Annotated in this window: 23 protein-coding genes; 15 read left to right on the top strand and 8 right to left on the bottom strand. The window is 67.8% G+C overall.

The window, feature by feature from the left end; genetic code table 11:
- Window positions 1–17 precede the first annotated feature (17 nt).
- The 8 genes from NKI68_RS20465 to NKI68_RS20500 all read left to right on the top strand — a co-directional run bounded on the left by NKI68_RS20465 (window position 18) and on the right by NKI68_RS20500 (window position 9,613).
- Entirely contained in the window at window positions 18–1,127 is a 1,110-nt protein-coding gene (locus NKI68_RS20465; RefSeq protein ID WP_254546601.1) for an ABC transporter substrate-binding protein, read from the top strand.
- Window positions 1,128–1,133: 6 nt separating this feature from the next.
- Window positions 1,134–2,207 carry an ABC transporter ATP-binding protein gene (locus tag NKI68_RS20470; RefSeq protein ID WP_254546602.1) on the top strand — a complete coding sequence of 358 codons (1,074 nt, stop codon included), beginning with the start codon at window positions 1,134–1,136 and terminating at the stop codon, window positions 2,205–2,207.
- On the top strand, window positions 2,207–3,127 hold the full coding sequence (locus tag NKI68_RS20475; protein ID WP_254546603.1) for an ABC transporter permease: 921 nt from the start codon (window positions 2,207–2,209) through the stop codon (window positions 3,125–3,127). The genes NKI68_RS20470 and NKI68_RS20475 overlap by 1 nt, the downstream gene beginning before the upstream one ends.
- On the top strand, window positions 3,124–3,954 hold the full coding sequence (locus tag NKI68_RS20480; RefSeq protein ID WP_254546604.1) for an ABC transporter permease: 831 nt from the start codon (window positions 3,124–3,126) through the stop codon (window positions 3,952–3,954). The genes NKI68_RS20475 and NKI68_RS20480 overlap by 4 nt, the downstream gene beginning before the upstream one ends.
- Before the next feature lie 160 nt (window positions 3,955–4,114).
- Window positions 4,115–5,200: a pyridoxal phosphate-dependent aminotransferase gene (locus NKI68_RS20485; RefSeq protein WP_254547077.1), complete on the top strand. Its 1,086-nt coding sequence runs from the start codon at window positions 4,115–4,117 to the stop codon at window positions 5,198–5,200.
- 206 nt (window positions 5,201–5,406) lie between these two features.
- A complete protein-coding gene (locus NKI68_RS20490; RefSeq protein WP_254546605.1) occupies window positions 5,407–6,720 on the top strand; it encodes an AI-2E family transporter in 1,314 nt (437 codons plus the stop codon).
- A 127-nt stretch (window positions 6,721–6,847) separates the two neighbouring features.
- Window positions 6,848–7,024 carry a hypothetical protein gene (locus NKI68_RS20495; protein WP_254546606.1) on the top strand — a complete coding sequence of 59 codons (177 nt, stop codon included), beginning with the start codon at window positions 6,848–6,850 and terminating at the stop codon, window positions 7,022–7,024.
- A gap of 174 nt (window positions 7,025–7,198) precedes the next feature.
- Window positions 7,199–9,613 carry an amino acid permease gene (locus NKI68_RS20500; protein ID WP_254546607.1) on the top strand — a complete coding sequence of 805 codons (2,415 nt, stop codon included), beginning with the start codon at window positions 7,199–7,201 and terminating at the stop codon, window positions 9,611–9,613.
- 35 nt (window positions 9,614–9,648) lie between these two features.
- On the opposite strand, the gene NKI68_RS20505 is transcribed toward NKI68_RS20500, so the two are convergent.
- The gene (locus NKI68_RS20505) at window positions 9,649–10,548 is read right to left on the bottom strand and encodes a hypothetical protein (RefSeq protein ID WP_254546608.1); all 900 of its coding nucleotides are present in this window, start codon (window positions 10,546–10,548) and stop codon (window positions 9,649–9,651) included.
- A gap of 207 nt (window positions 10,549–10,755) precedes the next feature.
- Between NKI68_RS20505 and dhaK the strand changes: the two genes are divergently transcribed.
- The 7 genes from dhaK to NKI68_RS20540 all read left to right on the top strand — a co-directional run bounded on the left by dhaK (window position 10,756) and on the right by NKI68_RS20540 (window position 18,190).
- Window positions 10,756–11,742, top strand: a complete 987-nt coding sequence (gene dhaK, locus NKI68_RS20510; protein WP_254546609.1) for a dihydroxyacetone kinase subunit DhaK — start codon at window positions 10,756–10,758, stop codon at window positions 11,740–11,742.
- Window positions 11,743–11,794: 52 nt separating this feature from the next.
- Window positions 11,795–12,499, top strand: coding sequence for a dihydroxyacetone kinase subunit DhaL (gene dhaL / locus NKI68_RS20515; RefSeq protein WP_254546610.1), 705 nt, complete (start codon window positions 11,795–11,797; stop codon window positions 12,497–12,499).
- Window positions 12,500–12,877, top strand: a complete 378-nt coding sequence (gene dhaM / locus NKI68_RS20520) for a dihydroxyacetone kinase phosphoryl donor subunit DhaM (protein WP_254546611.1) — start codon at window positions 12,500–12,502, stop codon at window positions 12,875–12,877.
- A 335-nt stretch (window positions 12,878–13,212) separates the two neighbouring features.
- Window positions 13,213–13,863, top strand: a complete 651-nt coding sequence (locus NKI68_RS20525; RefSeq protein WP_254546612.1) for an HAD family hydrolase — start codon at window positions 13,213–13,215, stop codon at window positions 13,861–13,863.
- 104 nt (window positions 13,864–13,967) lie between these two features.
- Window positions 13,968–14,783, top strand: a complete 816-nt coding sequence (locus NKI68_RS20530; protein WP_254546613.1) for an SDR family NAD(P)-dependent oxidoreductase — start codon at window positions 13,968–13,970, stop codon at window positions 14,781–14,783.
- Between the two features lie 536 nt (window positions 14,784–15,319).
- Entirely contained in the window at window positions 15,320–16,048 is a 729-nt protein-coding gene (locus NKI68_RS20535) for a DUF7504 family protein (protein ID WP_254546614.1), read from the top strand.
- 12 nt (window positions 16,049–16,060) lie between these two features.
- A complete protein-coding gene (locus NKI68_RS20540) occupies window positions 16,061–18,190 on the top strand; it encodes a caspase family protein (protein ID WP_254546615.1) in 2,130 nt (709 codons plus the stop codon).
- A 29-nt stretch (window positions 18,191–18,219) separates the two neighbouring features.
- Here the strand turns inward: NKI68_RS20540 and NKI68_RS20545 are convergent, their stop codons facing one another.
- From NKI68_RS20545 to NKI68_RS20575, 7 genes are all read right to left on the bottom strand, one after another.
- Complete coding sequence (locus tag NKI68_RS20545; protein ID WP_254546616.1) at window positions 18,220–18,369, bottom strand: DUF7503 family protein; 150 nt, start codon at window positions 18,367–18,369, stop codon at window positions 18,220–18,222.
- A 202-nt stretch (window positions 18,370–18,571) separates the two neighbouring features.
- Window positions 18,572–18,748 carry a hypothetical protein gene (locus NKI68_RS20550; protein ID WP_254546617.1) on the bottom strand — a complete coding sequence of 59 codons (177 nt, stop codon included), beginning with the start codon at window positions 18,746–18,748 and terminating at the stop codon, window positions 18,572–18,574.
- A complete protein-coding gene (locus tag NKI68_RS20555; RefSeq protein ID WP_368410987.1) occupies window positions 18,745–19,104 on the bottom strand; it encodes a DUF2243 domain-containing protein in 360 nt (119 codons plus the stop codon). Before NKI68_RS20555 ends, NKI68_RS20550 begins: the two co-directional genes overlap by 4 nt.
- A 150-nt stretch (window positions 19,105–19,254) precedes the next feature.
- Window positions 19,255–20,511 carry an RNA-guided endonuclease InsQ/TnpB family protein gene (locus NKI68_RS20560; protein ID WP_254546618.1) on the bottom strand — a complete coding sequence of 419 codons (1,257 nt, stop codon included), beginning with the start codon at window positions 20,509–20,511 and terminating at the stop codon, window positions 19,255–19,257.
- Between the two features lie 309 nt (window positions 20,512–20,820).
- Complete coding sequence (locus NKI68_RS20565) at window positions 20,821–22,086, bottom strand: glycosyltransferase family 4 protein (RefSeq protein WP_254546619.1); 1,266 nt, start codon at window positions 22,084–22,086, stop codon at window positions 20,821–20,823.
- Window positions 22,083–23,366 (bottom strand): nucleotide sugar dehydrogenase, encoded by a 1,284-nt coding sequence (locus NKI68_RS20570; RefSeq protein ID WP_254546620.1) that lies wholly within the window; start codon window positions 23,364–23,366, stop codon window positions 22,083–22,085. The genes NKI68_RS20565 and NKI68_RS20570 overlap by 4 nt, the downstream gene beginning before the upstream one ends.
- Window positions 23,353–24,270: an NAD-dependent epimerase/dehydratase family protein gene (locus tag NKI68_RS20575; protein ID WP_254546621.1), complete on the bottom strand. Its 918-nt coding sequence runs from the start codon at window positions 24,268–24,270 to the stop codon at window positions 23,353–23,355. The genes NKI68_RS20570 and NKI68_RS20575 overlap by 14 nt, the downstream gene beginning before the upstream one ends.
- Window positions 24,271–24,322: the final 52 nt, after the last annotated feature.

Consider the following 24,322-nt stretch of genomic DNA (forward strand, 5'->3'; position numbering starts at 1 on the left):
TAGATGTACTTGCTGCTATGTCAGAGAGAACCTCGCTCAGTCGGCGGCGGTTGTTGCGGGCGACCGGCCTTTCGAGCGCGGCCGCCCTCGCGGGATGCCTGGGCGGCGGTGGCGGCGGGAGTCAGCGAGTGCCGACGGACGTCGGCGAGTGGCCGCCCACGGAGTACAACGAGGAACTGATCGTGTGGAACTGGTACGACGACTGGGCCTCGTGGGCGAAGGGGGCGTTCGAGAAGGAACACGGCGTCTCGGTGACCACGAGCGGGTACTCCTCGCCGAATCAGTGGTACTCCAAGTTGCAGTCCGGCGGTGCCGGGATCGACAACATCGCCGGGACGACCAACTGGGTCGAGCGGTCGATCGAGAACGACTTCCTGCACGAGATCCCGGTCGACCTCATGCCGGCGTGGGGGAACATCACCGATCGTATCAAAGAGGTCTCGTCCTACCAGAAGGACGGGAAGACGTACGGGGTCCCGGAGAGCCTGGTGCTCTACCCGCTGACGTACAACACCGACTACTTCGACGCCGCGCCGTCGTCGTGGGACGTCCTGTGGAGCGACGAACACCGGGGGAAGATCGTGATGTGGGACAACTCCACCGTCTCCTGTCAGATCGCGGCGCTCTACACCGGGCAAGACCCCATCCGGCCGAAGGACTACGCGGAGATCGAGGAGGTGCTGAAACAGCAGAAGCCGCTGCTCAAGACCTACTGGGGCGACTACGAGCAGGCGCAGCAACTGTTCGTGAACGAGGACGTCGTCGCCGGGCCGCTCACCATGGGCCGGACGTACACGGCCCGCTTCAAGGAGGGCGCGCCGGTTCACTACACCGCGCCGAAGGAGGGCGCGATGTACACGAGCGACCTGTTCGTCATCCCGAAGAGCGCGCCCAACCCGATCGCCAGCCTCCTGTTCACCGACTGGGCCAGCCAGCCGGCGGTGGCGGCGAAGCTGTTCGAGACGATGGGGTACAAACCCGCCGTCGACATCTCCGATCAGCTCTCCGAGCGGGACCTGAAGTTCACGACCTGGTCGGACGACTGGAACCTCGTCTTTCAGGAGACGCTCTCCGACGACGTGCGTTCGAAGTACGACGAGATCTGGACGGCCGTCAAGGCGGCCTGATCCCGGATGGCGCTGCTCAACGTCTCGGGGCTCACGAAACGCTTCGGCGACCTCACGGCCGTCGACGACGCCACCTTCGAGGTCGAGGACGGGGAGTTCGTCTCGATCCTCGGCCCGTCCGGGAGCGGCAAGTCCACGATCCTCCGGATGATCGCGGGGTTCGAGGAGCCGACCGCCGGCTCCATCGACCTCGCGGGGGAGGAACTGGTCGGTACGCCCCCCTTCGAGCGCGACCTCAACATGGTGTTTCAGAACCTCGCGCTCTTTCCCCACCTCACGGTCGCCGAGAACGTCCAGTACGGGCTGAAACAGAAGGGCGTCTCACCGGCCGAGCGCGAGTCGCGCACCGAGGAGATGCTCGCGATGGTCCGCCTCGACGGTTACGGGCCGCGGACGCCCGACGAACTCTCCGGCGGGGAGCAACAGCGGGTCGCGCTCGCCCGGGCGCTTGTCAACGAACCGGCGCTCATCCTGTTCGACGAGCCGCTGTCGTCGCTCGACCGGAAGCTCCGCCAGCACATGCAGTCGGAGCTACAGCGCATTCAGTCGGAGACGGGGATCACCTTCCTCTACGTCACCCACGACCAGGAGGTCGCGCTGTCCGTCTCGGATCGCCTCGTCGTCCTCGACGACGGCGTCGTCGAGCAGATCGGGAGCGTCGAGGCGCTGTACGAGACGCCGAACTCGCAGTTCGTCGCCGACTTCATCGGTGATGTCAACACCGTTCCCGCGACCGTGTCCGCCGTCGCCGACGACCGCGTGACGCTCGCGACCGACGGCGGCGACGTCTCCGTCGCGAGAACCGTCGCCGACGGCGTCTCCGCGGGCGACGCGGTGAACGTCTGCGTCCGCCCCCACCACGTCCGCCTCGGGAACGGCGCGTCCGGCGCGTTCGTCACCCCGGGCGTCGTCAGAAACCGGAGTTATCGGGGGAGCGACGTCGTCTACACGGTCGACACCGACGCGTGGGGGCCGCTCACCGCGGACGTCCGCGGCGGCGACTTCGAGGTGGGCGAGGCGGTGACGCTCGCGTGGGACGAACGCGACGTCCACCTCTTCGCGGCCGAGGGGGGAGCCTGATGGCCGACGCGACGACGACGACCGAGGCGACCGGAACGGGACGCGAGCGTCTCCGCGGCCTCGTGGCCTTCTTCCGCGAGCGACCGCGGCTGAAGGTGGGCGCGATCGCGGGGATCCCGTACGCCGTGCTCACCGTCTTCTTCGTGCTCCCTCTGCTGGTGATGCTCCTCATCTCGTTCCGTCAGGGGACGATCGACGGCCCGTTCACCGTCGAGAACTACGTCGCGTTTCTCACCTCCTCCACGTACCTCACGGTGGTGTGGCGGACGTTCCTCATCACGGTCCAGGTGACGGCCGTCGTGACGGTCGTCGGGTACGCGCTCGCCTACAGCATCGTCCGGTTCTCGCGGCGGACGACGCTGCTGTTGCTGCTCGTCATCCTGCCGTTCTGGACGAGTTACATCATCCGGATGTACGCCTGGATCAACATCCTCCAGCGCGGCGGGGTGCTCGACTCGACGCTCGTCCTCCTCGGCGTGCTCGACCAGCCCGCGGGGTTCCTCTACAGCCAGCCCGCGGTGATGGTCGGGTTCGTCTACGTCTGGCTCCCGCTCGCGGTGCTCCCGTTCTACGCGTCGCTGGCGAACATGGATCCCGACCTCGTCGAGGCCGCGAAGGACCTCGGTGCGGGACCGATCAAAGCGTTCGTCACCGTGACGCTCCCGACGACGATCAACGGGGTCGTGACGGGGGTGATCCTCGTCTTCATCCCCACGTTCGGGTCGTTCATCACGCCCCGCCTGCTCGGCGGGACGAACAACGTGATGATCGGGATGATCATCGAGAACCAGTTCAAGGAGGCGTTCAACTGGCCGTTCGGCGCGGCCATCGGGATCGTCATCTCGGCCGTCGTCGTCGCGTTGCTCGTCGCGGGCGCGCGCGTCGGCGGCGACCTCTTCGACGGGGGTGAGCGGGCGTGAGCGTCGTCGCGAGCGTCGAGCGGTTCGTCCACCGCCGCGGCGCGTCGATGGCGCGCGTCGTGACGGCGCTCGTGTTCGCCTTCCTGTGGGTACCGATCGCCGTCCTCGTGCTCATGTCGTTCGCGGAAGGGGGCGTCCTCTCGTTCCCGCCGGAACGACTCACGCTGAAGTGGTACGAGGCGTTCCTCCGGAACGACGCCGCGCTCGACGCCATCGTGACGACGCTCACGGTGAGCGTCCCGGCGACGCTCCTCACGGTGACGCTCGCGACCCTGCTCGCGTACGCGGTCGACCGGTTCGAGTTCCCCGGTCGGGGGCTGCTCCAGTTGCTCGCCACGCTCCCCGTGGTCGTCCCGCTCGTCGTCACGGCCGTTGCGCTGGTGCTGTTCTTCGGCGTCGTCCGCCCGATCGTCGCCGTCTCCGGCTACCCGGCGGTCGTCGTCGCGCACGTCGTCAGGACGATTCCCTTCGCGGCGCTCGTCATCATTCCGACGTTCCTGACGTTCGACCGCCGACTGGAGGAGGCGTCGAAGGACCTGGGCGCGGACGAACTCCAGACGTTCCTCCAGGTGACGCTCCCCAACGTCTTCCCGGGGATCGTCGCGGGCGGCCTGCTCGCGTTCACGCTCTCGTTCAACGAGTTCGTCTTCACCTACTTCGTGAAGGACACCACGACGACGACCCTCCCGGTCTACATCTGGAACCAGATCCGCTACAACGTCACCCCGGAGGTGAACGTCATCAGCGTCGTCTTCCTCGGCGTCGCCGTGACGCTCGTGCTCGTCGCCGTCTCGCTCACCCGCGTGGAGCTGATCGCGCGCCGGTGAACGGCCGCCGTCGCGCCCACCTGTCGCGTCTCCGTACCGTCACAAGGGCAACTTAATGTTCCCCCGGCGTTCAGGAAGCGGTATGTCACCGAACGACGTATTCTCCCGGCCGATGGGGAGCCGTCGGGTCAGCGGGATGCGCGAGTCGGTCATCCGCGAGATGACCCGCGAGGCGCACGCCCACGGCGCGATCAACCTCTCGCAGGGGATCCCCGACGAGGACGAGACGCCGCCGTCGGTGAAGCGCGCGGCGAAGGAGGCCGTCGACTCGTCGAGCCAGTACACGATCACGTGGGGGCTCCCCGAACTCCGCGAGGCGATCGCGGCGCGCTACGCCGAGTGGAAGGGGGTCGAGTACGACCCGACGACCGAGGTGACCGTGACTTGCGGGACGAGCGAGGGGATCATGTCGACGCTCCTCTCGCTGTGCGACCCGGGCGACGGCGTCATCTACTTCGAACCGACCTACGAGAGCTACATCCCCGGCGTGCAGTTCGCGGAGGGCCGGCCCGTCCCGATCGACATCACCGACGGCCTCGAGGTCGAGGCCGACGCCCTGTGGGAGGCCGCGGCGGACGCGGAACTGCTCGTGCTGAACCACCCGCAGAACCCGACGGGGAAGGTGTTCACGCCCGACGAACTCGAACTCGTCGCGGAGGTGGCCAGCGAGGAGGACCTCGTCGTCGTCACCGACGAGATCTACGAGCACATCGTCTACGTCGACGACTACCTGAGCCCCGTCGAGGTCGGCGACCTCGCGGACCGGACGGTCGTCTGCACCGGGATGTCGAAGACGTTCTCCGTGACGGGCTGGCGCGTCGGCTTCGTCCTCGCGCCCGAACCGCTCGCCGCCGAACTCCGGAAGTTCCACGACTACACCAGCATCTGCGCGCCGACGCCCTTCCAGCGGGCAGGCGTCGAGGCGCTCTCGCTCCCCGAGTCCTACTACGCCGACCTCGCGGACTCCTACGAGCGCCGCCGCGACCTGCTGTACGACGGCCTCCGCGACGTCGGTCTCGACCCGGTGAAACCCGACGGCGCGTACTACATGCTCACGCGCTACCCCACCGACGAGGCGGACACCGACTTCACCCTGCGGCTCATCCGCGAGGCGGGCGTCGCGGTCGTCCCCGGGAGCAGCTTCTACACCGACGAGGGTCCCGACTGGGTGCGCTTTACCTTCTCGCGCAACGAGGGGACGATCGAGGAGGCGCTCTCCCGCCTCGAGGAACACCGCTTCTGGTGAGTCGGTCGGATCCGAGCCGTCCGCGGTAGCGGTCCCCCGGCCGACGTACCCGCCGCACGCGGCCGGTTCGAGGAAGGGCCCGATCACGTCGCGCGCCCGTCTCACGGCCGTGGGACTCCCGACTGCCGGACGATCGGAACGGACGAACCTTCGGCGCGGGTGGACGGTCGGCAGTATACTTACGGCGTCGGATCGTAGCGTCGCGCATGCGATTCGAGTCGGAGTTCGTCGGCGATCGCTCGGGGTTCGCGTGGTGGGCGATCGTGCTCGCGGTCGGCGGCGTCCTCCTCTACGCGATCTACGAGTACGTCGGGGCGTTCGTCCTCGGGCTGTTCATCTACTACGCGACGCGGCCCATCTACGAGCGCCTCGGCGACCGGATCCCCTCGCGGTCGCTCAGGGCCGGCCTCGCGCTCGCGCTGATCGCGCTCCCGATCCTCCTGCTGATCGGCTACACGGTCCTCGTCGGCGTTCGTGAGCTGAGCGGCCTCGCCGTCGCCGACCTCGGGACGTACCTGCGTCCGCTCCGGCCGTACGTCGGCGAAGCCGCCCTCAGGAACCCTCAGGAGCTGCTCGCGTCGCTGCTGGAGAACCCACAGCAGCTCCGGCAGTTCGGGGACGCGGACACCGTACAGCAGGTGGTCGGGACGGCCGGCGGCTACCTCGGCGTCTTCGCCGCCGGGCTGGTCCAGCTGTTCATCGCGCTCGCGGTCGGGTTCTACCTGCTCCGTGACGACTTCAAGCTCGCCGGGTGGGTCCGCTCATCGCTCGCCCGCGACGACCCTGCGCTCGTCGCGTTCGGCACCGCGGTCGACCGCGACCTCAAGACGGTCTACTTCGGGAACATCCTGAACGCGTTCGTCGTGGCGGTGGTCGCCGCCGTCTCCTACAACGCGCTCGACGCGGTCGCGCCCCCGGCGCTCTCGATCCCCGCGCCGACGCTCCTCGGGCTGCTCACCGGCGCGGCGAGCCTCGTCCCGGTAGTCGGGATGAAGATCGTCTACGTGCCGGTCGCCCTCTACCTGTTCGGGCTCTCGCTGCTCACCGACCCCGCGTCGCTCTGGTACCCGATCGCGTTCCTCGTCGTGAGCCTCGCGGTCGTCGACGGGGCGACCGAACTGCTCCTCAGGCCGTACATCTCCGGGCGGAACCTCCACGTCGGGTTGGTCCTGTTCGCGTACATCCTCGGCCCGCTCATCTTCGGCTGGTACGGTCTCTTCCTCGGCCCGCTCGTGCTCGTGGTCGCGGTCCACCTCGCCCGGATCGTCCTCCCCGAACTCGTCCACGGCGAGCCGGTCGACCCCTCGGCCGACGGTCGCGATCCGATCCCCGACGCCGACGGCGGCGTCGAGGACCCGTCGACGTCGAGCCGCGCGGCCGACGGGGACGACGCTACGGGGGAAACGGTCGACGCGGTCGACGGAGGAAGGGTCGAGGACGGAGGAGGCCCGACCGACGACGAGACGGCCGACGAGGGAACGATCGAAGGGGGAGACGACGCGGTCGACGAGCGCTCGTAGCGGCGTCTCTTCCGCTCGTCGCTCGTCGCGTCGCCCCGCCTCGACGTGGCGTCGCCCGGGTTCGAGACTACAATCCTGATTGTCACAAGCAAAAGAATGACGCTCCTTCGGAACTAACGGCGCGATGATGTCTCAGCGGCGACCCGAGGCCGGACTGGGCTCCGAACGGCGACCCTCCCTCCGCTCGTCGACCGTGACCCGTCACTCCGACGGGACGATCACGTACTTCGACGGCGAGGTGGTGCGGGAACTCGGGGGAGCGAAACGGGTGATCGCGGACGTCGTCCTCCGACTCGTCGGCTGACGCCGGCGCGTCAGCGGGCCGGCGGACGCGAGGAGCACTCGCGTCCCGATGGCGACGGCGTTGGCGTGCGCGACGGAGAGGTCGGAACCGACCGTCGCGCTAGCGACGCGTGTCGCGCCGTCGAATCGTGTGCCGGGCAAGGATTTACGGTTGGCTGTCGAGTAGCGCACCGAGATGGCAGAATCAACCGCGGAATCCGCCGGCGAGGCGGAAGGCGGAGAGGTGGAGACGGACCTCTCCCGCGACATGAGTCTGGCCGACGTCACCTTCATCGGCGTCGGGGCGATGATCGGTGCCGGCGTGTTCGCGCTGACCGGTTTCGCCGCGGGGCTTGCGGGCCCGGCGCTCACGCTCGCGTTCCTGTTGAACGGCTTCGTCGCAACGTTCACCGCCGTGTCGTACGCCGAACTCGGCGCGGCGTTCCCCGAGGCGGGCGGCGGGTACCTCTGGGTCAAAGAGGCGCTCGTCGACCCGAACGGGTTCTACGCGGGGTGGATGAGCTGGTTCGCCCACGCGGTCGCCTGCTCGCTCTACGCCGTCACGTTCGGGGCCTTCCTGCTCGAGTTGATCCACTACGCGGGGCTCCTCCCGACGCCGGACGAGGTCATGCTCCTCGGCATCGTCACGGGCCACATGCTCGAGAAGCTGTTCGCGGTGCTGATGATCTCGCTCTTCGCCTACATCAACTACCGGGGCGCGGAGGAGACGGGCACCGCGGGTATCGTCGTCACGGCGATCAAGGTCGTCGTCCTCGGCGTGTTCGTCGCCTTCGGTATCATGGCGACCCTCAACAGCCCGAACTGGACCGGGAAGTTCCTGAACAGCCCCACGTTCGCGCCGAACGGCCTGTTCGGCATCGTCGGCGCAATGGGCTTCACCTACATCGCCTTCGAGGGCTACGAGATCATCGTCCAGTCCGGCGAGGAGGTCGTCGACCCCGGGACGAACATCCCCAAGGCGGTCTTCTACTCGATGATCGTCGTCGTCCCGATCTACGTCCTCGTCGCGTTCGCCTCGATCGGCGGCATCGAGGTGACCCAGGACCTGGTTCGACAGGCCGGTCTGGACGGACAGGGACAGGTGTACACGTGGGAGCTGCTCGGCCAGCTCGGTGAACTCGGCATCATCGAGGCGGCCGGGCAGTTCGTCCCCTACGGCGTCCCGCTGCTCCTGTTCGCCGGGCTGGCGGCGACGATGAGCGCGCTCAACGCGACGGTCTACTCCTCCAGCCGCGTCTCGTTCGCCATGGGTCGCGACCGGGCGCTCCCGGCGTTCTTCGACCGGATCCACCCCGGCAAGCGCACGCCCCACTGGGCGATCCTCCTGTCGGCGGTGCTCATCGCGGTGATGGCGATCGCGCTGCCGATCGAGAGCGTCGCCGCCGCGGCGGACATCATGTTCATCCTGCTGTTCGTACAGGTCAACTGGACGGTCATCCGGATGCGCCAGACGCACCCCGACCTGCCGCGGACGTACACGGTGCCGTTCATGCCGTGGCCGCCGCTGATCGGCATCGTCCTCCAGATCCTGCTCACGCCGTTTCTCATCTACACGCTCGGGCTGGAGGCGATCGGCATCGGCGAGAGTAACCACGGCTTGATCGCCCTGGTCACGACGATCGTCTGGATGGGCCTCGGTCTCGTCATCTACTACGGCTACTCGAAGCAGAAGGAAGCCGAGAAGCTCGAGGAGGAGACCCCGACCGTGGTCACCGAGCGGCACCCGGAGGCCGCGGGGAAGCAGATCGTCGTCCCGGTCGCGAACCCCGAGAACGCCACGCAGTTGATGCGGACGGCGATCGACTGGGCGAAGGACACGGGCGGCGAGATCCTCGTCACCAGCGTCGTCACGGTCCCGCACCAGACCCCGATCTCGGAGGGCCGGGCGTTCATCGACGGCGAGCGCGAGGTCATCGAGCGGGCGATGGCGGTCGCCGAGGACGCCGACGTTCCCGTGAGCGGGACGATCCGGATCGGCCACGACGTCGCCGACGCGATCGTCAACACCGTCGACCAGTACGGGAGCGACGCGGTCCTCATGGGGTGGAAGGGACAGCGCGCCACCCAGCGGCGCGACATCGTCCTCGGGAGCAACGTCGACAGGGTGGTGACGGAGGCCGACGCCGACGTGTTCGTCGAGAAGATCGGACCCGAGGCGGGTAGTGCCGAGGCGATCCTCGTCCCGACCGCGGGCGGCCCGCACGCGGAACTGGCCGCCGACCTCGCCGACTCGATCGCCGCCTCCGAGGGCGCACGGGTCGACGTCGTCTACGTCGTCGATCCGGACGCGTCCGGATCCGAACGCGCGGAGGTCGAAGAGATGCTCGACGAGGCGGCGGCCCGCTTCGACAGGACGGACCCCGAGCGGGTGAACACGGCGGTGCTCGAGGGGACGGACGTAGTCGACGAACTGCTCGACGCGTCGGAGGACTACGACGTCACCGTCATCGGTGCGACCCGCGAGGGGCTCCTCCAGCAGTTCGTCTTCGGGGCGCTCCCGGAGGAGTTCGGCCGTCGCGCGAACGTCACGACGATCATGACCAAGCGCGACGTCGACCTCCGTTCCCGCCTCGCCCGGTGGATCGGGTAGGGCGGTGTCCGCCCACCGTCGTAGCGGTTCCGGAGTTAAACGGCCAGGAGGAGGGCGGTATAGACGAGCCCGCCGAGGGCGAACGCCCAGAACCTGCTCTCGCGTTCCTCGGGCAGTTCCTCCTTGATCACGTTGAGCACGACGCCGCCGGCGAGGAAGGAAAACAGGACGGCGACGGCCGCCTCGTCTATTTCGATCGCGTATCCGATCGCCGCCCCGATCACGACCGCGGCGCCCAGTATCCAGCGGCCGACCCGATCGTACGTCCGCCTGTGATGCTCGCGCAGTCCGAAGTCGTTCACGACGAAGTGAAGCCCCATCGCGGCGGCGAAAAACAGGAGGCTCGCGGTCCCCGGCGACTCCCGGTGGAGCAGCAGATACCCGATCAGACCGCTGTAGACGGCGAAGGAGCCGATGTGGATCCAGAACACGCCCGCGCTCGGCGTCCGCTCGCCGTCCTCGAGCGACCTGTCGGACTGGGACCGCTTCGCCATCCGCTCCAGTCCGTAGAAGAGGACGAACCCCAGGAGCGCGATCAGGTACACGTGGCGCTCTGAGAACGTGGCGATGACGATCCCGCTCCGCTCGACCGTCTCCGCCCCCTCGCTGACCTCGGGCAGAACGTGGACGAACACGTAGGCGACCGACGCGCCGCCGGCCATCGACAGCCAGCGGCTCCGGGGGATGACCTCGAGGAAGCGCAGCTTCCCGGCGAACAGGTGGACGAGCGCCAGTCCGACGGCGAGAATCGGCACGAGCACGGCCACTCGGTCATCGATTCCGACGGTCGCGAGGACGCGGGCAGTGGCGGAGCCGAGGGCGGGGGAAACGAGCGCGCGCATCATCGTCGGCTCCGTCGCGACGCCCCACGCGGGTGGCCGACCTGTCCGGCGATCGATTCGAGGAGGACGACCGGTGCCCTCCTCGTCCGGCATTCTCGTGTGATCGTCACGCGCCCGATTACTCCTCGGGCGTAAAGGGCGCTCGACCTGCGAGCGCAGGCGTACGTACGAGCGCCCCGATTCCGGTCGTCCGTCGCCGTCGATCGACGGGGATTCTCACTCTCGGACGGCAGAGGGTCCCCACGACGTTTGGGACCGACGTGCAAACGTATATCCCCGCGACGGTCGATCCTTCGGGGTATGAAGAAGCTGATCAACGACCCGGCGGACTACGTGGACGAGATGCTCGACGGGATGGTCGCCGCCCACCCGGAGGAGATACGCAGGCTCCCGGACACGAAGGTGCTGGTCCGGCGGGAGATCCCCGAGGGGAAGGTGGCGGTCGTGAGCGGCGGCGGGAGCGGCCACGAGCCGACCCACGCCGGGTACCTCGGGCCGGGGATGCTCGACGGTGCGGCGGCCGGCGAGGTGTTCACCTCCCCGACCGCGAACGAGGTCCAGGAGATGGTCACGGCCTGCGACGCGGGCGCGGGCGTCCTCCTGGTGATCAAGAACTACGAGGGCGACGTGATGAACTTCGAGACGGCCGGCGAGATGGCCGAGATGGAGGACGTCGAGGTGGCCCAGGTGGTCGTGAACGACGACGTCGCCGTCGAGGACTCGACGTACACCTCCGGCCGGCGGGGCGTCTGCGGGACGATCTTCGTCCACAAGGTGGCGGGGGCGATGGCCGACCGCGGCGGGGATCTCGAGGAGGTCCGGCGGGCCGCCCAGAAGGTCGTCGACAACGTCGGGACCATGGGGACGGCGCTCACGTCCTGCGTGACCCCCGAGAAGGGGAGCCCCACCTTCGACCTCGGCGAGGACGAAATCGAGATCGGCATCGGCATCCACGGCGAGCCGGGCGTCGAGCGGGTAGAGATGATGTCGGCCGACGAGATCGCGGACCGGCTGGCGACCGCCGTCCTCGACGACGTCGATCCGGAGGGCGAGGTCGCCACCATCGTCAACGGGATGGGCGGCACGCCGCTGTCGGAACTCTACATCGTCAACCGACGGTTACAGGAGCTGCTCGGGGAGCGCGGCCTGGAGACGTGGGACGCCTGGGTCGGCGACTACATGACGTCCCTCGACATGCGGGGCTGTTCGATCACGGTCCTCGACCTCGACGACGAGCTGAAGGAACTGCTCGCCCACGAGGCCGACACGCCGGCGCTGACGGTCTGAACCCGCGGTTCGAGGGGGAACGCTTACCTGAGTTCGCGGCGACCGGGGAGGCATGACCGACGTTGCGCGGGAACGCGAGGCGATCGTCGCCGCCGTCGATCGGATCGCCGACCGACTCGCCGACGAGAAGGCGTACCTGACCGAACTCGACTCGGCGATCGGCGACGCCGACCACGGGACGAACGTGAGCCGCGGCTTCGGGGCCGCGCGGGAGGCGGTCGTCGAGGCGGACGACGCGAGCGCGGAGGACCTCGTGAAGACCGTCGGCATGACGCTCGTCTCGGAGGTCGGCGGCGCGGCGGGCCCGCTGTACGGCGGGTCGTTCATGCACGCCAGCGGGGAACTCGAGGAGGGGGTCACCGCCGCGTCCACCGTCGCGTTCGGGGAGGCGTTCCTCGAGAAGGTGCGGGATCGAGGCGGAGCCGAGGTGGGCGCGAAGACGATGGTCGACGCGATCACGCCGGCGGTCCACACCTACAAGAAGTCGATCGAGCAGGACGACCTGCCGCCGCTTGCCGCGCTCGCGAAGGCCGTCGACGCCGCCGAGCGCGGCGTGGACTTCACGCTCCCGATCCGGGCGACCAAGGGCCGGGCGTCCTACCTCGGCTGGCGGTCGGTCGGCCACCAGGACCCCGGCGCGACGAGCACGCTCTTCATCTTAGAGGAGATCCACGCGACCGCGGAAGAGTACCTGAACGGGGAGGGCGAGCGGGACGCCAGTTCCCCATCGACGCCCGACGACGGGGAGGGCGAGTAGATGGTCGGCGTGCTCGTCGTCTCCCACAGCCGACGCGCGGCGGAGGGGATCGTCGAGGTGGCGGCGGAGATGGCCGGCGACGTCGCCATCGCTGGGGTGGGGGGCGACCCCGACGGCGGCATCGGGACCAGCGCGCCCGCGATCGGCGAGGCGCTCGACGGCCTCGACGACGACGCCGTCGTCGTGCTCGTCGATCTCGGGAGCGCGGTGATGAACGCCGAGATCGCCATCGAATCCTACGACGGCGAGGCGATCATCGCGGACGCGCCGGTGCTCGAGGGGGCGGTCAACTGCGCCGTCGAGGCCGGTTCGCCGAAGGCGACCCTCGAGTCCGTGCGCGAGGCCGCGGAGGCGGCAGGCGACGTCGCAAAGCTCTGAACGCTGATCCGATGGCCGTTCCGTCGTACACGTAGCCGACGCTCGGGGCGTCGAGTCACAGGTGGGGAGCGTCGAGGGCGATCCCATGGGGTACCCGCTCGCCCTCGACCGCTCGCGTATTCGAGATTCGAGACCGCGTACTTCAGCGTGACGGTATGCGGTCGGTACGCCGGGTACCGCGGACGACGTCGAACGCGGCCGACCTCCGCCCTTCGACGGCGCTACTCCCCGTAGGCGTCGAGCAGTTCCCACTCCTCGCGCATCAGCGCGCGGACCCCTCGACCACCGACGCCGAGGCCGGAACTGGCATGGCGGACCGAACCGCAGGTGTAGGCGTGAGCCGATTTCGCGCGGTCCTGTTCGACATGGACGGGGTGCTCGTCGACTCCGAGGACCACTGGAACCGGGTGTGGCGCGAGGAGGTGTTCGCCCGCGTCGAGGAGGGGGAGCCGACCCTGGCGGAGGTGACCGGGCGCAACTACCGCGAGAGCCTCGCCGAGATCGACGAGGCCTACGGTCTCCCCGGCGGTCCCGAGCGCTTCGAACGCCGGTTCGAGACCGCCGCGGACGCCGTCTACGGCGAGGCGGTGTCGCTCACGCCGGGCGTCCCCGACCTCCTCGACGCACTCCGGGAGCGGGGCCTCGCCGTCGGCGTCGTCTCCTCGGCACCCGAGGCGTGGATCCGAACGGTCGTCGGACGCTTCGACCTCGACCCCCTCGACGTCGTCGTGAGCGCGGAACACCTGGACGGGCCGGGGAAGCCCGCCCCGGGGATCTACGAGCGCGCGGCCGACGCGCTCGGGGTCGCCCCGGACGACTGCGTCGTGATCGAGGACTCCGAGAACGGCGTCAGGGCGGCGGCGCGGGCGGACGCGACGGTTGTTCGCTTCCGCCGCGGCGGCGACGCGGCCCCCACGCCCGGAACCGACGCGATCGCCGCCGACCCCGCGGAACTCCGCGGGACGCTCCTCGATCTGGTCGGCTGACGGACCCGGCGGCCACGGGGGGTAGTCGAGGTCCGCGGCGGGCGAACGAGTACGTACCTTGTGAACATGTATTATGACGGGAGGCGTCGTACTTCCCTCGAACCATGGCGGAGGAGAGTTCACTCGAGGGTGCGGTATCGATCGTGACGGGCGCGGGCGGACAGATCGGCGAGGGGATCGCGCTCGAACTCGCGGGGGCCGGGAGCGACGTGGTCGTCGCGGACGTGAACGCCCTGGAGACGGAGTACAACCAGCAGTCCTCGCGCGAGGTCGGCGGCGCGACGCGGGCGCAGGAGGTGGCCGACCGCGTGGAGGAGCGGGGACGGCGCGCGCACGTCGTCGAGTGCGACGTGACGAAGGACGACCAGGTCCGGGCGATGGTCGAGGAGACCGTCTCCGAGTTCGGTCGGCTCGACGTCCTCGTCAACAACGCGGGGATCATCACCGTCGCCCCGGTCGAGGAGATGGCGGAGGAGGAGTGGGACTCCGTGATGGACGTGAACGTGAAAGGGGTGTTTCTCCCCTCGCGGGCGGCGATCCCGCACCTGCGGGAGTCCGCCGGGAGCATCGTCAACACCGCCTCCATCGCGGGGAGCATCGGGGCGGCGGGCCTCGGGCACTACTGCGCCTCGAAGCACGCCGTCCTCGGGCTGACGAAGTCGCTCGCGCTCGAACTCGCGCCCGACAACGTGACGGTGAACGCCATCTGTCCGGGGATCGTCGACACGCCGATGTGGGAGCGGGTGCTGACGCCGACGCTCGAGGAGTCCTACGAGGAGACGGTGGAGCGCGTCATCCCGCTCGGGCGCGACCAGACCCCCGAGGACATGGGTCGACTCGCCGTCTTCTACGCGACGAACCGGAACGTGACCGGTCAGGCGCTCGCGGTCGACGGGGGGATCCTCCAGAACGTGATCTGAGTCGCGACCCGGCGAAACGACGACCACGTCCGCGAATCGTCGGCGCGTCGACGGGGTATCGCCTCCGCTCGAGATACGTCTCGTACAGTAGGTAATGTGACAGAGCTGTCTCGCCTCTCGGATCACCGCGAAAACGGCCACAGGTGGTTGTGGTGGTGCCCACCACCATCTCCCCTCCGACCCCCGAGAGTTTAGTTAGCCGTCACATGTGTTATGTGATATGACAGTCGAGAGGGGGAGACGCTACCCGACGGCCGAGGGTCCCCGGCCGCGACGGCGTATGATCGACCTTACTCCGTGAGAGTAACGCGCGCTTCGGTCGCGGTCGGCCGGCCCGAGAGCGGTGCACCGGATCGTCCTCTCCGCCGGAGTTCGATCGACGGTACACCGAGGGTGACCGCACGCCGTCGCGGCGATTCCGTCCCCATCCGCGTCGACTCGCGACGGATCGTATCATTCAGCCTTTATTAACGATCAACCTGGCGAGATGGGCTACAAATCGTTTATGTAGTCCTGTGCCACATATTCACGTAAGGATGCCCGCGCCCGACGAACAGTCCGACGTCGAGTCGTTCGAGCGGCCCGAAGCGTCGTTCGCCAGGACGCTCGAACGACTCAAGCGCGAGGGCTGTTCGGTGCTCGTCTGTGGTACCGTAGCGGCGGAGATCCGCGCGAAGATGACCCGCCAACTCTTCGGATCGACGGAGATGTACCGACGGCGGATCCTGGGGCACACGGGTACCACGGCGCTCGATCCGGACGCGTACCTCCCGGCCGAACCGCCATCGGACCGTCACGCCGTCGTCGTCTCGCGGGCCGGTCCCGTTCGGGCGAGCGACACGAGCGGGGTGGTCGACGTCGCCCGCGCCGTGTCCGAGTACCACCCCAGCGGCGGGAGCGGCGGTTCGCTCGACGAACTCGACGCGCTGGGTACCGCGCTCGCGGGTGCCGTCGACGAGGTCGCCGACCGCGATCACCTATCGCCGGGCGTCCTCCGTGTCGGCGTGACCTCCCTCGAACCGTACCTCGACGCGGACGGCGTCGAGGAGGTGGTCCGGTTCGTCCGAACGGTCGCCGCCCCCGTCCACGAGGACGGCGGGATGCTCCACGTCCACGTTCCGCTTTCGCACGACGACGCCCGCGTTCGTGCGCTCCTGCCCTACTTCGACGCCCGAATCGACCTCCGGGTCCACGAACCGCTCCCCCCGGAGTGCCGGTGGTACCTCCCGGCGATCGACGAGCAGACCACGTGGATGCGGCTCTGAGGCGAACGTTGGATGAAGGACGCGCTACGGATCGTCGGGACGGATGATCCCCCAGGTGTGTGTATCGTCGACGACGTACAGGGCGTACAGACGCGACTCGCCCTCCCGACGGTGCCCACCCTCGAGCCATGTTCGGCCGATCGGTTCGCCTTTCCGATCGATGCGGCCGTTCGGCTCGACGCGACGGAGGTTCGCGTCCCCCACCTCGTGAACGTGATCGTCAGGGACGCGGACGCGACGATCGTCGCCGAGGTGGCCAACAGGGGACGGGCCGCGATCGAGTACGGCAGCTACACCGTCGAGATCCACTCGCTGAGCGTCGTGACGTACCTCCACGTCGAGGGTCGGCTGGTCGTCGGGGCCGACGGCGGCGAGCGAGTCATCGCGGTCGGTGACGGGGGACACGTCCGCCTCGGCGTGCGCTCGCGGCACGAGCACCCCGCGGCGACGGTCACGACGACGGCGGATCCGGTCGACGTGATGCGGGCGCTGTCGACGCTCGGATCGGCGCTGAAGACGACGTCGCCGGAGCGGTCGTGGCCCTCGCTCCGGGGCCACCCGCCGTTCGTCGAACTCGGCGACCGCCTCGACGGGCCGTCGGCGCTCCTCGATCGGGAGTACACGACGACGCTCGAACTCCCGCCGACGTTCGAGTACGTCTTCCCGGCGTCGTCGCTCGCGTACTACCTCGACGCGGAGGTGCGGCCGGGGGAGACCCCCAGACTGTTGCTCGACGGCTCCGCCTACGATCTCGAGGCCGAGGTCGACTACGAGACGGCCGTCCACCGGACGCTCCGGCAGGTTTTCCTGCTCGACTGCGTCACGCGCACCGAGGGGTACTATCCGGTCGAACTGGACGTCCGCGCCCGCCTCGAACGGCGACTCGATCTCGACTTCGCCGACCTCTACGACCGGCCGTTGGCCGATCGGACCGCGGCGTACCTCGACGTCCCGTTCGAGGCGCTGGCCGACGAACTCCCGACGTGGAAGCAGACGGCGGACGTCGCACCGACCGCCGAGCACGTCGCGTTCCTCCCGATCCTCGCGGCCGATCTCGCGCTCGTTCGGTGTCCGCCCGTTCGCAGTCCGTCCGAGGCCGAGGTTCCGGCGGCCATCGCCGACTTCTTCCGCACGGAGAGTCGTCGAACCGATCCCGCGTCGGTGCTGGTGCGCGACGCCGGGCGGGTCCCCCGGACGCGGCAGGGCGAGGACGCCGCGGCCGATCGGATCGTCGTCCCGCCGCCGTCGGAGACGATCGAGCACACCTGGATCGGCGACGGGTATCCGGTGACCGCCTCGAAGCCGACCATCGACGCCTGCAAGCGGCGGCTGGCGGCGAAACCGAGCGGGAGCATCGAGGTCGCCGTCGTCTCGAACTCCCCGGAGATGCGCGCCGAGAACGACGTCAGCGACTACTACGGCCTCCGCGAGTTCGTCGAGTTCGACGTGGCACTCTACGAGGACCTCACGCGCGACGAACTTGCGGCCCTGTTCGCGAGCGGGCTGGACTTCGTCCACTACGTCGGCCACGTCGACGAGCGGGGGATGCAGTGTTCCGACGGCTACCTCGATGCGGGGACGCTGGACGCGGTCGAGACGCGCGCGTTCGTCCTGAACGCCTGCAACTCCTACGAGCAGGGGATGCGACTCGTGCACGCCGGCTCGATCGCCGGCGTCGTGACGGCCTCGAGGGTGGCGAACGACCCGGCCACGCGGGTCGGACGGACCCTCGCCCGCCTGCTCAACGCCGGGTTCTCCCTCGCCGGCGCGCTCGACATCGTCAGCACGGCCACCGTCACCGGCCAGCAGTACGGTGCCGTCGGGGACGCGCAACTCGCGCTGACCGACAGCGCGGGCGGGACGCCGATCATGGCCGATCTGGATCGACGGGCGGACGGTCGATACGACGTGTGTATCAGGGGCTATCCGACACCGAGGGTCCCCCTCGGGACCCTCTACACGCCGTACGTCGGGAACAACGAACGGCGGTACCTGAACTCCGGTCGGATCGCGGAGTTCACCGTCACGAGGTCGCAACTCGAGGAGTTCCTCACGCTCGAACGCTTCCCGGTGCGGTACGGAGACGCGCTCCGGTGGAGCGATCGGCTTCTGGCGGACGGGTTCGAATTAGACGCAGAATGAGGCGCGTGACTTCGATTTCTCAGGTAACTTTACGGGCCAGTGTTCGAACTCCCCGCCGCGGCGAGGACGGACTGCGCCTGCGCGAGGAGCACGAGCGTCGTGAACAGGACGCCGGTCATCTTGGGGTGGTCGGCCAGGTACGTTGCGATCGTCGAGCCGCTGGTGTCCATCTCGGACATACACATTTCTATTCGACACTATCTCATTAAAATTATCTTATTTAATTATAAGTTTTAGAGTTTAATTTTACTCACTTGTGCGTTCTGGCACCAGCGGTTAAGCGTTGTTAAACAGTTCGAAACGGCCGGTTCGTTTGTCGTCGCGCCCCTCGAACGTCGCGTTCCGGGCGCTGGTCGTCGCCGATTTCGAGCGGACGAGCGGTCATCGAGTCCGCCGTTCGAGCGCCCGCGCGAGGATCGTGTCCGCCACTACGACGCCGATCCAGATCAACGCCCAGACGGCGACGACCGCCGCGATCAACAGGAGCCAATGTAACTCCCCCGGGAGAGGGGAGCCGCTCGCGTGCAGGACGCCCGGGTCGATCGCCGGCGCGGTCACCCGGACTCGCCCTCCGACCGTCCGGTTCGGTAGACGTACGCCCCGGCCGCGACGATGAGCAGGCTGATCACCGCCCAGTGGGGGTCGTAGTACCCGGGACCGTCCGTCGCGTGGTGCAGGCCCAGCAGCGTGTGGTTGACGACTACGTCGAACAGGTCGAAGACGCCCAGGCCGATCACCGCCGCGCCGGCGATCGGTCGCATCGGGAGCGGGGCGGCGGTTCGGCGCTCCGCCCGCCAGAGGAGCCCGCCGCCGATCCCCGCCACGACGAGCATCGCGACGGAGAAGAGGCCGTCGGCGAGGAGGTTCGTTCGAAGTCCGTCCACGGTCGACGTCGGGTAGATCCCGGAGACCAGGTGGTGGAGGTAAACTACCCCACCCTACTCCCTCGGCGCTCCGCGCCTCGGTTCGTTGAGGGTGGGACCACCGACGGAACTCTGTTCCGTCGAGGCCTCGAAAGACGCGTTGTGTCTTTCGGTGGCTTTGATGTGGACTCCCGGCAAGAGTCACCAGCCAATTGGCTGGTGACTCTTGCCGTTCAACGTCCCACCATTCACACGCACGTCTACTTGTGCGTCTCCGCTCCCCGACTTGGGCGAGGAGCGGAGTTTATGGGTTCGCTTTCGAACGTACCGCGTCCCGATGTTCTTCGCGGCGTTGTAGTCCGCGTTGACCTCGTACCCGCACTTCTGGCAACAGAAGTGTTCCCCGTGGCGGTTGTCCTCGTGCGTGAACCCACAGTCCGTCCGAGAACAGCGTTGGGACGTATGGTTCGGTTCGACTTGTTCCACGGAGACACCGCGTTCTGGGGCCTTGTAGGAGACATACTCGAATAGGCGTCGAAACGCCCAGACGTGGTGCCACTTTGCGTGTGGAAGCCGCTCTCGAATGTTGGTCAAATCCTCGAACACGAGTACGTCGCAGTCGTGTTCGACGGCTTCCGAAACGAGTTCGTTGGCGACGGTGTAGATGTACTGTTTCCGCCATGCTTCTTCGCGTTTGCCGAGGTGAAGCAGAGCGTTGTGCGCGGCTTGTGTTCCGCGCTGTTGCATCTCTCCACGTCGCTTCTCGAACTCGCGACACCAATGGTCGTAGTCGTCTCCCTGCCAGAACGTGCCGGTCGAAGCGACGGCGAGACTGTTGACGCCGAGGTCGATACCGAGGACTGTTTGGTGTTCAGTATCTGCCGAAATCTCTGCGTCGTCACCACCGTCTCCTTCGGAGTCGTACTTCCGCGTGGTAATGTGGAAGTAGAACTCGTCGTCCACTGCGTCGTACTGGAGCGTGCTTGCACGGAAATCGAACTCCTCGGACAGCACGTACTGCTCGTATGGCGTTGGGCTGTTCGAGGGAAGTTTAAAGTCACACTCGACGCGACCGTTAACAGTCGAGAGCGAGACTTTGTTCCGGTAGAACGTTGCGCTCCGCTTGTCGTAGAGCATACTCCACGACGTGAACTCCGGTTGGCTCACTCGCTTTCCGTTCTTCCACCGTTCGACGCATCCTTTGACGGCTTGGACGGCGCGTCGGATGGCTTCTTGAACAAGGTTCGCGGTGAGGTCGGTTTCGTCGCGTAGTTCGTCGTAGAGAGCGTTTCGTGCGGTCGTGTTGGCCGTGACGCACTCGGTGTAGGAGTCGTCGGACCAACAGAACTCGGCGGCACGGTTGGCGCAGTGAAGGAATTGCCGGGCGGATTCGTGGAGGTCGTCGCGTCGCTCGTCTGGAACGACGAGTTTGACGGGTGCGGTACGCCGGACCTCCATATTTCAGATGGAGAACCAACGGTTCTTAAACGTTCGGGAGTCGGTTGGTCGTAGTGTGCCGGTTGTGTTGTACCATGTCGGTTTCCTCTCCGGCCTACTTGCTCACTACGTTCGCTCCTTGAGTCCGGAGGCTCCACCTCGAAAAATGCTGAATCCGAATCCCAGGACGCCCGCGGCGACGATCGCTCTCGCGGTACTCTCTCCGTCGGGTGCCGGGGATCCGGCGGCGGGTCGGTCGCTCATGGAGGTCTACGTCTGACGACTCGTCGGGGGTACTAGATCGTTGTGCGCACCTTTGCAAGGCAGCGGTCACCGGGACCGGGCGACGGCGCTCCGCGAACGGCCGTCGGTCGCGTCGGCGATCACCTCGCCGACGCGGGCACCGAGCGCCGGCCAGCGGTGGTGTTCCCTGACGAACGCCGCGCCGCGTCGACCCATCTCGGCGCGCTCGTCGTCGTCCGCGAGCACGTCGCGCATCGCGTCGGCGATCGCGTCCGGGTCGTTGTCGACCGCGACGCCGCCACCGGAGCGATCGGTCACGACCCCGATCTCGGTCACCCGGCTCGCCACGTAGGGCGTGCCGACGGCCATCGTCTCGAGGAGTTTGGTGGGGCGCGCGTAGTCGAGGCTGTACTCGGTCTTGAGGGGCACCCAGCTCAGCGCCGCCGATCGGAGGATCGACGGGATCTCCTCGCGCGGGACGGGGCCGTCGAACGTCACGCGGTCCTCGATCCCGAGGTCGCGCGCGAGGGCCTCGAGTTCGTCCCGGCGGTCGCCGAACCCGACGACGCGAAGCTCGCGGTCGCCGTCGAGCCTGGCGAACCCGCGGAAGAACGGTTCGAACGCCTGGGCCTGGCCGAACTTGCCCGTGTAGACGACGGGTCGGTCGTCGGGAGCGTCGCCCCCGTCCGCCGTCGCCGGGGCGAACTCGTCGAGGTCGATCCCGTACGGGACCGGGGTGAACTCCTCGACGGGCGCGTCGTGCTTCGCGGCGTACTGCTCGGCCATCGTCGGCGTGAGGACGACGACGTGATCCGCCAGTTCGAACGCCCGACGTTCGAGCGCCTCGACCGCCCGGTGGACCGCAGAGCCGTGCTCGATGAACCCGAGATCGACCGCGTTGTCGATCCACAGGTCGTCCACGTCGACGATCCAGGCGCGTCCGAGCGCCTTCGCGACGAATCCGGGGACGAGCGTCGAGTGCGGGCCGATGAAGGTGACGACGCAGTCGTAGCGCCACCACGTCGCCAGCACGTACACGGAGGCGAGGAGCGCGAACACGACGTAGTTGAGGATGCGGCCGATCCCGGCCCAGTCGTCGTCGCCGGCGGGCTGGTAGGTCCACAGGCGGGTGACCGAGACCCCGTCGACGGTCTCGCGTTGCCACGGTCGGTTGCTCCGCTCGAACGTGCCCAGCGGCACGATCGGCGGCGGCGCGAGCACGTGACACTCGAACCCGTCGGGGAGGTGCTGAGCCAGCTTGTGCCACCTGTGGGCACCGCCCATCGACTCCGGGGGGAACAGCTGCGAGATCGCGAGCACCCGGATCGGATCGTCGTCCCCTCGGCCGGTCATGACCCGGGTTCGGGATCGACCGGGTTTCCGGTGCCGAACTGGAGCACGCGGATCCCCTCGGCTTCGAGCGACGGCCGCAGCTCGTCGAGTTCCGCGACCGACTCGCCGTGCGGGACGAGCTGGAGCACGACGTCGGGGGACTCGCGCTCGATCAACGACGGGAGGTCGTCGTACGTTACCTCCTCGGCGTACCGATCGTAGTGGACGACGTCGTATCCGTCGGCGGTGAGGTCCTCGACGACCGTGATCGCCGCGCTGTTCCGGAGGTCGTACGTGTCGGGTTTGTACGTCGCGCCGAGCGCCAGGATCCGCGGGTCAGAGAGGTCCGCGACGGCGCGGCGCACCTTCTTCGCGGTGACCTCGGGCATCCGCTCGTTGATCCGGCGGGCGGTCGTGATGAGGTCCGCGTACTCCGGGGTGGCTTCGTTGAGGAACCACGGATCGACGGGGAGGCAGTGGCCGCCGACGCCGATGCCGGGCGTGAGGATGTCGACGCGCGGGTGGTGGTTCGCGAGGTCGATCACGTCCTTCATGTTCACGTCGAGGGCGTCCCCGATGAGCGCGAACTCGTTCGCGATCGCGATGTTGATGTCCCGATACGTGTTCTCGAGGAGCTTGCACAGCTCGGCGGAGAGGAGGTCGGTGTAGTAGATCTCGCCCTCGAGGAACGGCTCGTAGATCATCGCCGCTCGGCGGCGGCTCGCGTCGTCGACGCCGCCGATGACGCGGTCGTTGTGCACGATCTCGTCGAACACGTTCCCGGGGAGGATTCGCTCGGGCGAGTGCGCCAGTTGAACGTCCTCGCCGACCGCGAAGCCCGCGTCCTCGAGCAGCGGGACGACGACCTGTTCGCACGTCAGCGGCGGGATGGTCGACTCGACGTTGATGAGGTCGCCCGACTCGAGGTACGGCAGGATCGACTCGACGGCACCCCGGACGTGAGCCAGCTCGGGGCTCTTCGTCTTCTCCGCGAGCGGCGTCGGCACCGAGATCACGAACGCGTCGCCGTCGGTCGGCGTGGTCCGCGCGATCAGGTTCTCGTTCACCTGCTCGCTGTCGAGCAACGCCTGGAGGCGGCGTTCGTCGAGGTTGAGCGTCCCGTCGTTGATCGCGTCCACCAGGTTCTCGTCGATGTCGACGCCGACGACGCGCTTGCCGCGCTCGGCGAGGAGCAACGCGAGCGGCAGCCCGACGAACCCGGTCCCGACCACGACGATCTCGTCGACGGGGTCGAGGCGTCCCGCGTCGGTGCCGCTCACCGCGTCGCTACTCGACGTCATAGACCTCGCGCATCCACTCGATCGTCTCGGGGACGCCCTCCTCGAGGGTGACCCGCTGTTCGTGGCCGAGATCGCGCTTCGCCTTCTCGACGCTGGCCCGCTTGTTCAGCGTGTTGTGCTCCTCGGTCCCCCGGTACTCGACGAGGTCGTCGTCCTTGTCGAGGTAGTCGAGGACGATGTCGGACAGCTCCTTGATGTTGCGGTACCGCTCGCCGCCGATGTTGTACACCTCCCCCGGCTCGAAGTTGTCGACGACGTTCGCGAGCGTCACGATCGTGTCGTCGATGTAGGTGAACGAGCGGTGGTGATCGTCGTAGACGTGGTAGGGCAGGTCGTGGAGCGCGCGGTAGCAGAACTTCGCGACGACGCTCCGGTACTCGCTGTAGTACTCTCCCGGCCCGTACGTGTTGAAGAACCGTACTCGGACGGTCTCGGTGCCGTATCGGTCCGTCGCGTTCAGGATCTGCTGTTCGTTCACCCACTTCGAGATGGCGTAGTCGTTGAGCTGTCGCGGGCCGACCCGACGCGGCACGTCCTCGACCATGACGTCGTCGTAGTCGCCGTACACCTCGCTACTCGAGGAGAACACCAGGCGGAAGTCGTGCTCGCGCTGGAGCCTGAGCATGTTCTTCGTCCCGATGGCGTTCGACTTCCACATCGTCTCGTAGAAGTCCTCGCCGTTCTTCCGGCCGAACTCGGCGGCGAGGTGGTAGACGTAGTCGAAGTCCCGATCCTCGAACACCGATTCGAGCTGGCGGTACTCGCTCACGTCGCAGCGGTAGTACCGCTCGCGCTCGCTCCACGGCAGGTCGGCGACCCACACGTCGTGGCCGCGAGCCTCGAGTTCCTCGGTCAACGGCGCTCCGATAGCGCCTAGTCCACCCGTAATCAGCACCTGAGACATTACAATCGCGTGGTACAGTTGCCTCGTAATTAATCTATGGAAAAAGCCATAT

This window comes from Halomarina pelagica, assembly GCF_024228315.1.
In the GTDB taxonomy this organism is placed as follows: Archaea; Halobacteriota; Halobacteria; order Halobacteriales; family Haloarculaceae; genus Halomarina; species Halomarina pelagica.

What these genes read in the sequence shown, in the direction of transcription:
- NKI68_RS20465 (WP_254546601.1), top strand. Translation starts at nt 18, where the DNA reads ATGTCAGAGAGAACCTCGCTCAGTCGGCGGCGGTTGTTGCGGGCGACC.
- NKI68_RS20470 (WP_254546602.1), top strand. Translation starts at nt 1,134, where the DNA reads ATGGCGCTGCTCAACGTCTCGGGGCTCACGAAACGCTTCGGCGACCTC.
- NKI68_RS20475 (WP_254546603.1), top strand. Translation starts at nt 2,207, where the DNA reads ATGGCCGACGCGACGACGACGACCGAGGCGACCGGAACGGGACGCGAG.
- NKI68_RS20485 (WP_254547077.1), top strand. Translation starts at nt 4,115, where the DNA reads ATGACCCGCGAGGCGCACGCCCACGGCGCGATCAACCTCTCGCAGGGG.
- NKI68_RS20490 (WP_254546605.1), top strand. Translation starts at nt 5,407, where the DNA reads ATGCGATTCGAGTCGGAGTTCGTCGGCGATCGCTCGGGGTTCGCGTGG.
- NKI68_RS20495 (WP_254546606.1), top strand. Translation starts at nt 6,848, where the DNA reads ATGTCTCAGCGGCGACCCGAGGCCGGACTGGGCTCCGAACGGCGACCC.
- NKI68_RS20500 (WP_254546607.1), top strand. Translation starts at nt 7,199, where the DNA reads ATGGCAGAATCAACCGCGGAATCCGCCGGCGAGGCGGAAGGCGGAGAG.
- NKI68_RS20505 (WP_254546608.1), bottom strand. Translation starts at nt 10,548, where the DNA reads ATGCCGGACGAGGAGGGCACCGGTCGTCCTCCTCGAATCGATCGCCGG.
- dhaK (WP_254546609.1), top strand. Translation starts at nt 10,756, where the DNA reads ATGAAGAAGCTGATCAACGACCCGGCGGACTACGTGGACGAGATGCTC.
- dhaL (WP_254546610.1), top strand. Translation starts at nt 11,795, where the DNA reads ATGACCGACGTTGCGCGGGAACGCGAGGCGATCGTCGCCGCCGTCGAT.
- dhaM (WP_254546611.1), top strand. Translation starts at nt 12,500, where the DNA reads ATGGTCGGCGTGCTCGTCGTCTCCCACAGCCGACGCGCGGCGGAGGGG.
- NKI68_RS20530 (WP_254546613.1), top strand. Translation starts at nt 13,968, where the DNA reads ATGGCGGAGGAGAGTTCACTCGAGGGTGCGGTATCGATCGTGACGGGC.
- NKI68_RS20535 (WP_254546614.1), top strand. Translation starts at nt 15,320, where the DNA reads ATGCCCGCGCCCGACGAACAGTCCGACGTCGAGTCGTTCGAGCGGCCC.
- NKI68_RS20540 (WP_254546615.1), top strand. Translation starts at nt 16,061, where the DNA reads ATGAAGGACGCGCTACGGATCGTCGGGACGGATGATCCCCCAGGTGTG.
- NKI68_RS20545 (WP_254546616.1), bottom strand. Translation starts at nt 18,369, where the DNA reads ATGTCCGAGATGGACACCAGCGGCTCGACGATCGCAACGTACCTGGCC.
- NKI68_RS20560 (WP_254546618.1), bottom strand. Translation starts at nt 20,511, where the DNA reads ATGGAGGTCCGGCGTACCGCACCCGTCAAACTCGTCGTTCCAGACGAG.
- NKI68_RS20565 (WP_254546619.1), bottom strand. Translation starts at nt 22,086, where the DNA reads ATGACCGGCCGAGGGGACGACGATCCGATCCGGGTGCTCGCGATCTCG.
- NKI68_RS20570 (WP_254546620.1), bottom strand. Translation starts at nt 23,366, where the DNA reads ATGACGTCGAGTAGCGACGCGGTGAGCGGCACCGACGCGGGACGCCTC.
- NKI68_RS20575 (WP_254546621.1), bottom strand. Translation starts at nt 24,270, where the DNA reads ATGTCTCAGGTGCTGATTACGGGTGGACTAGGCGCTATCGGAGCGCCG.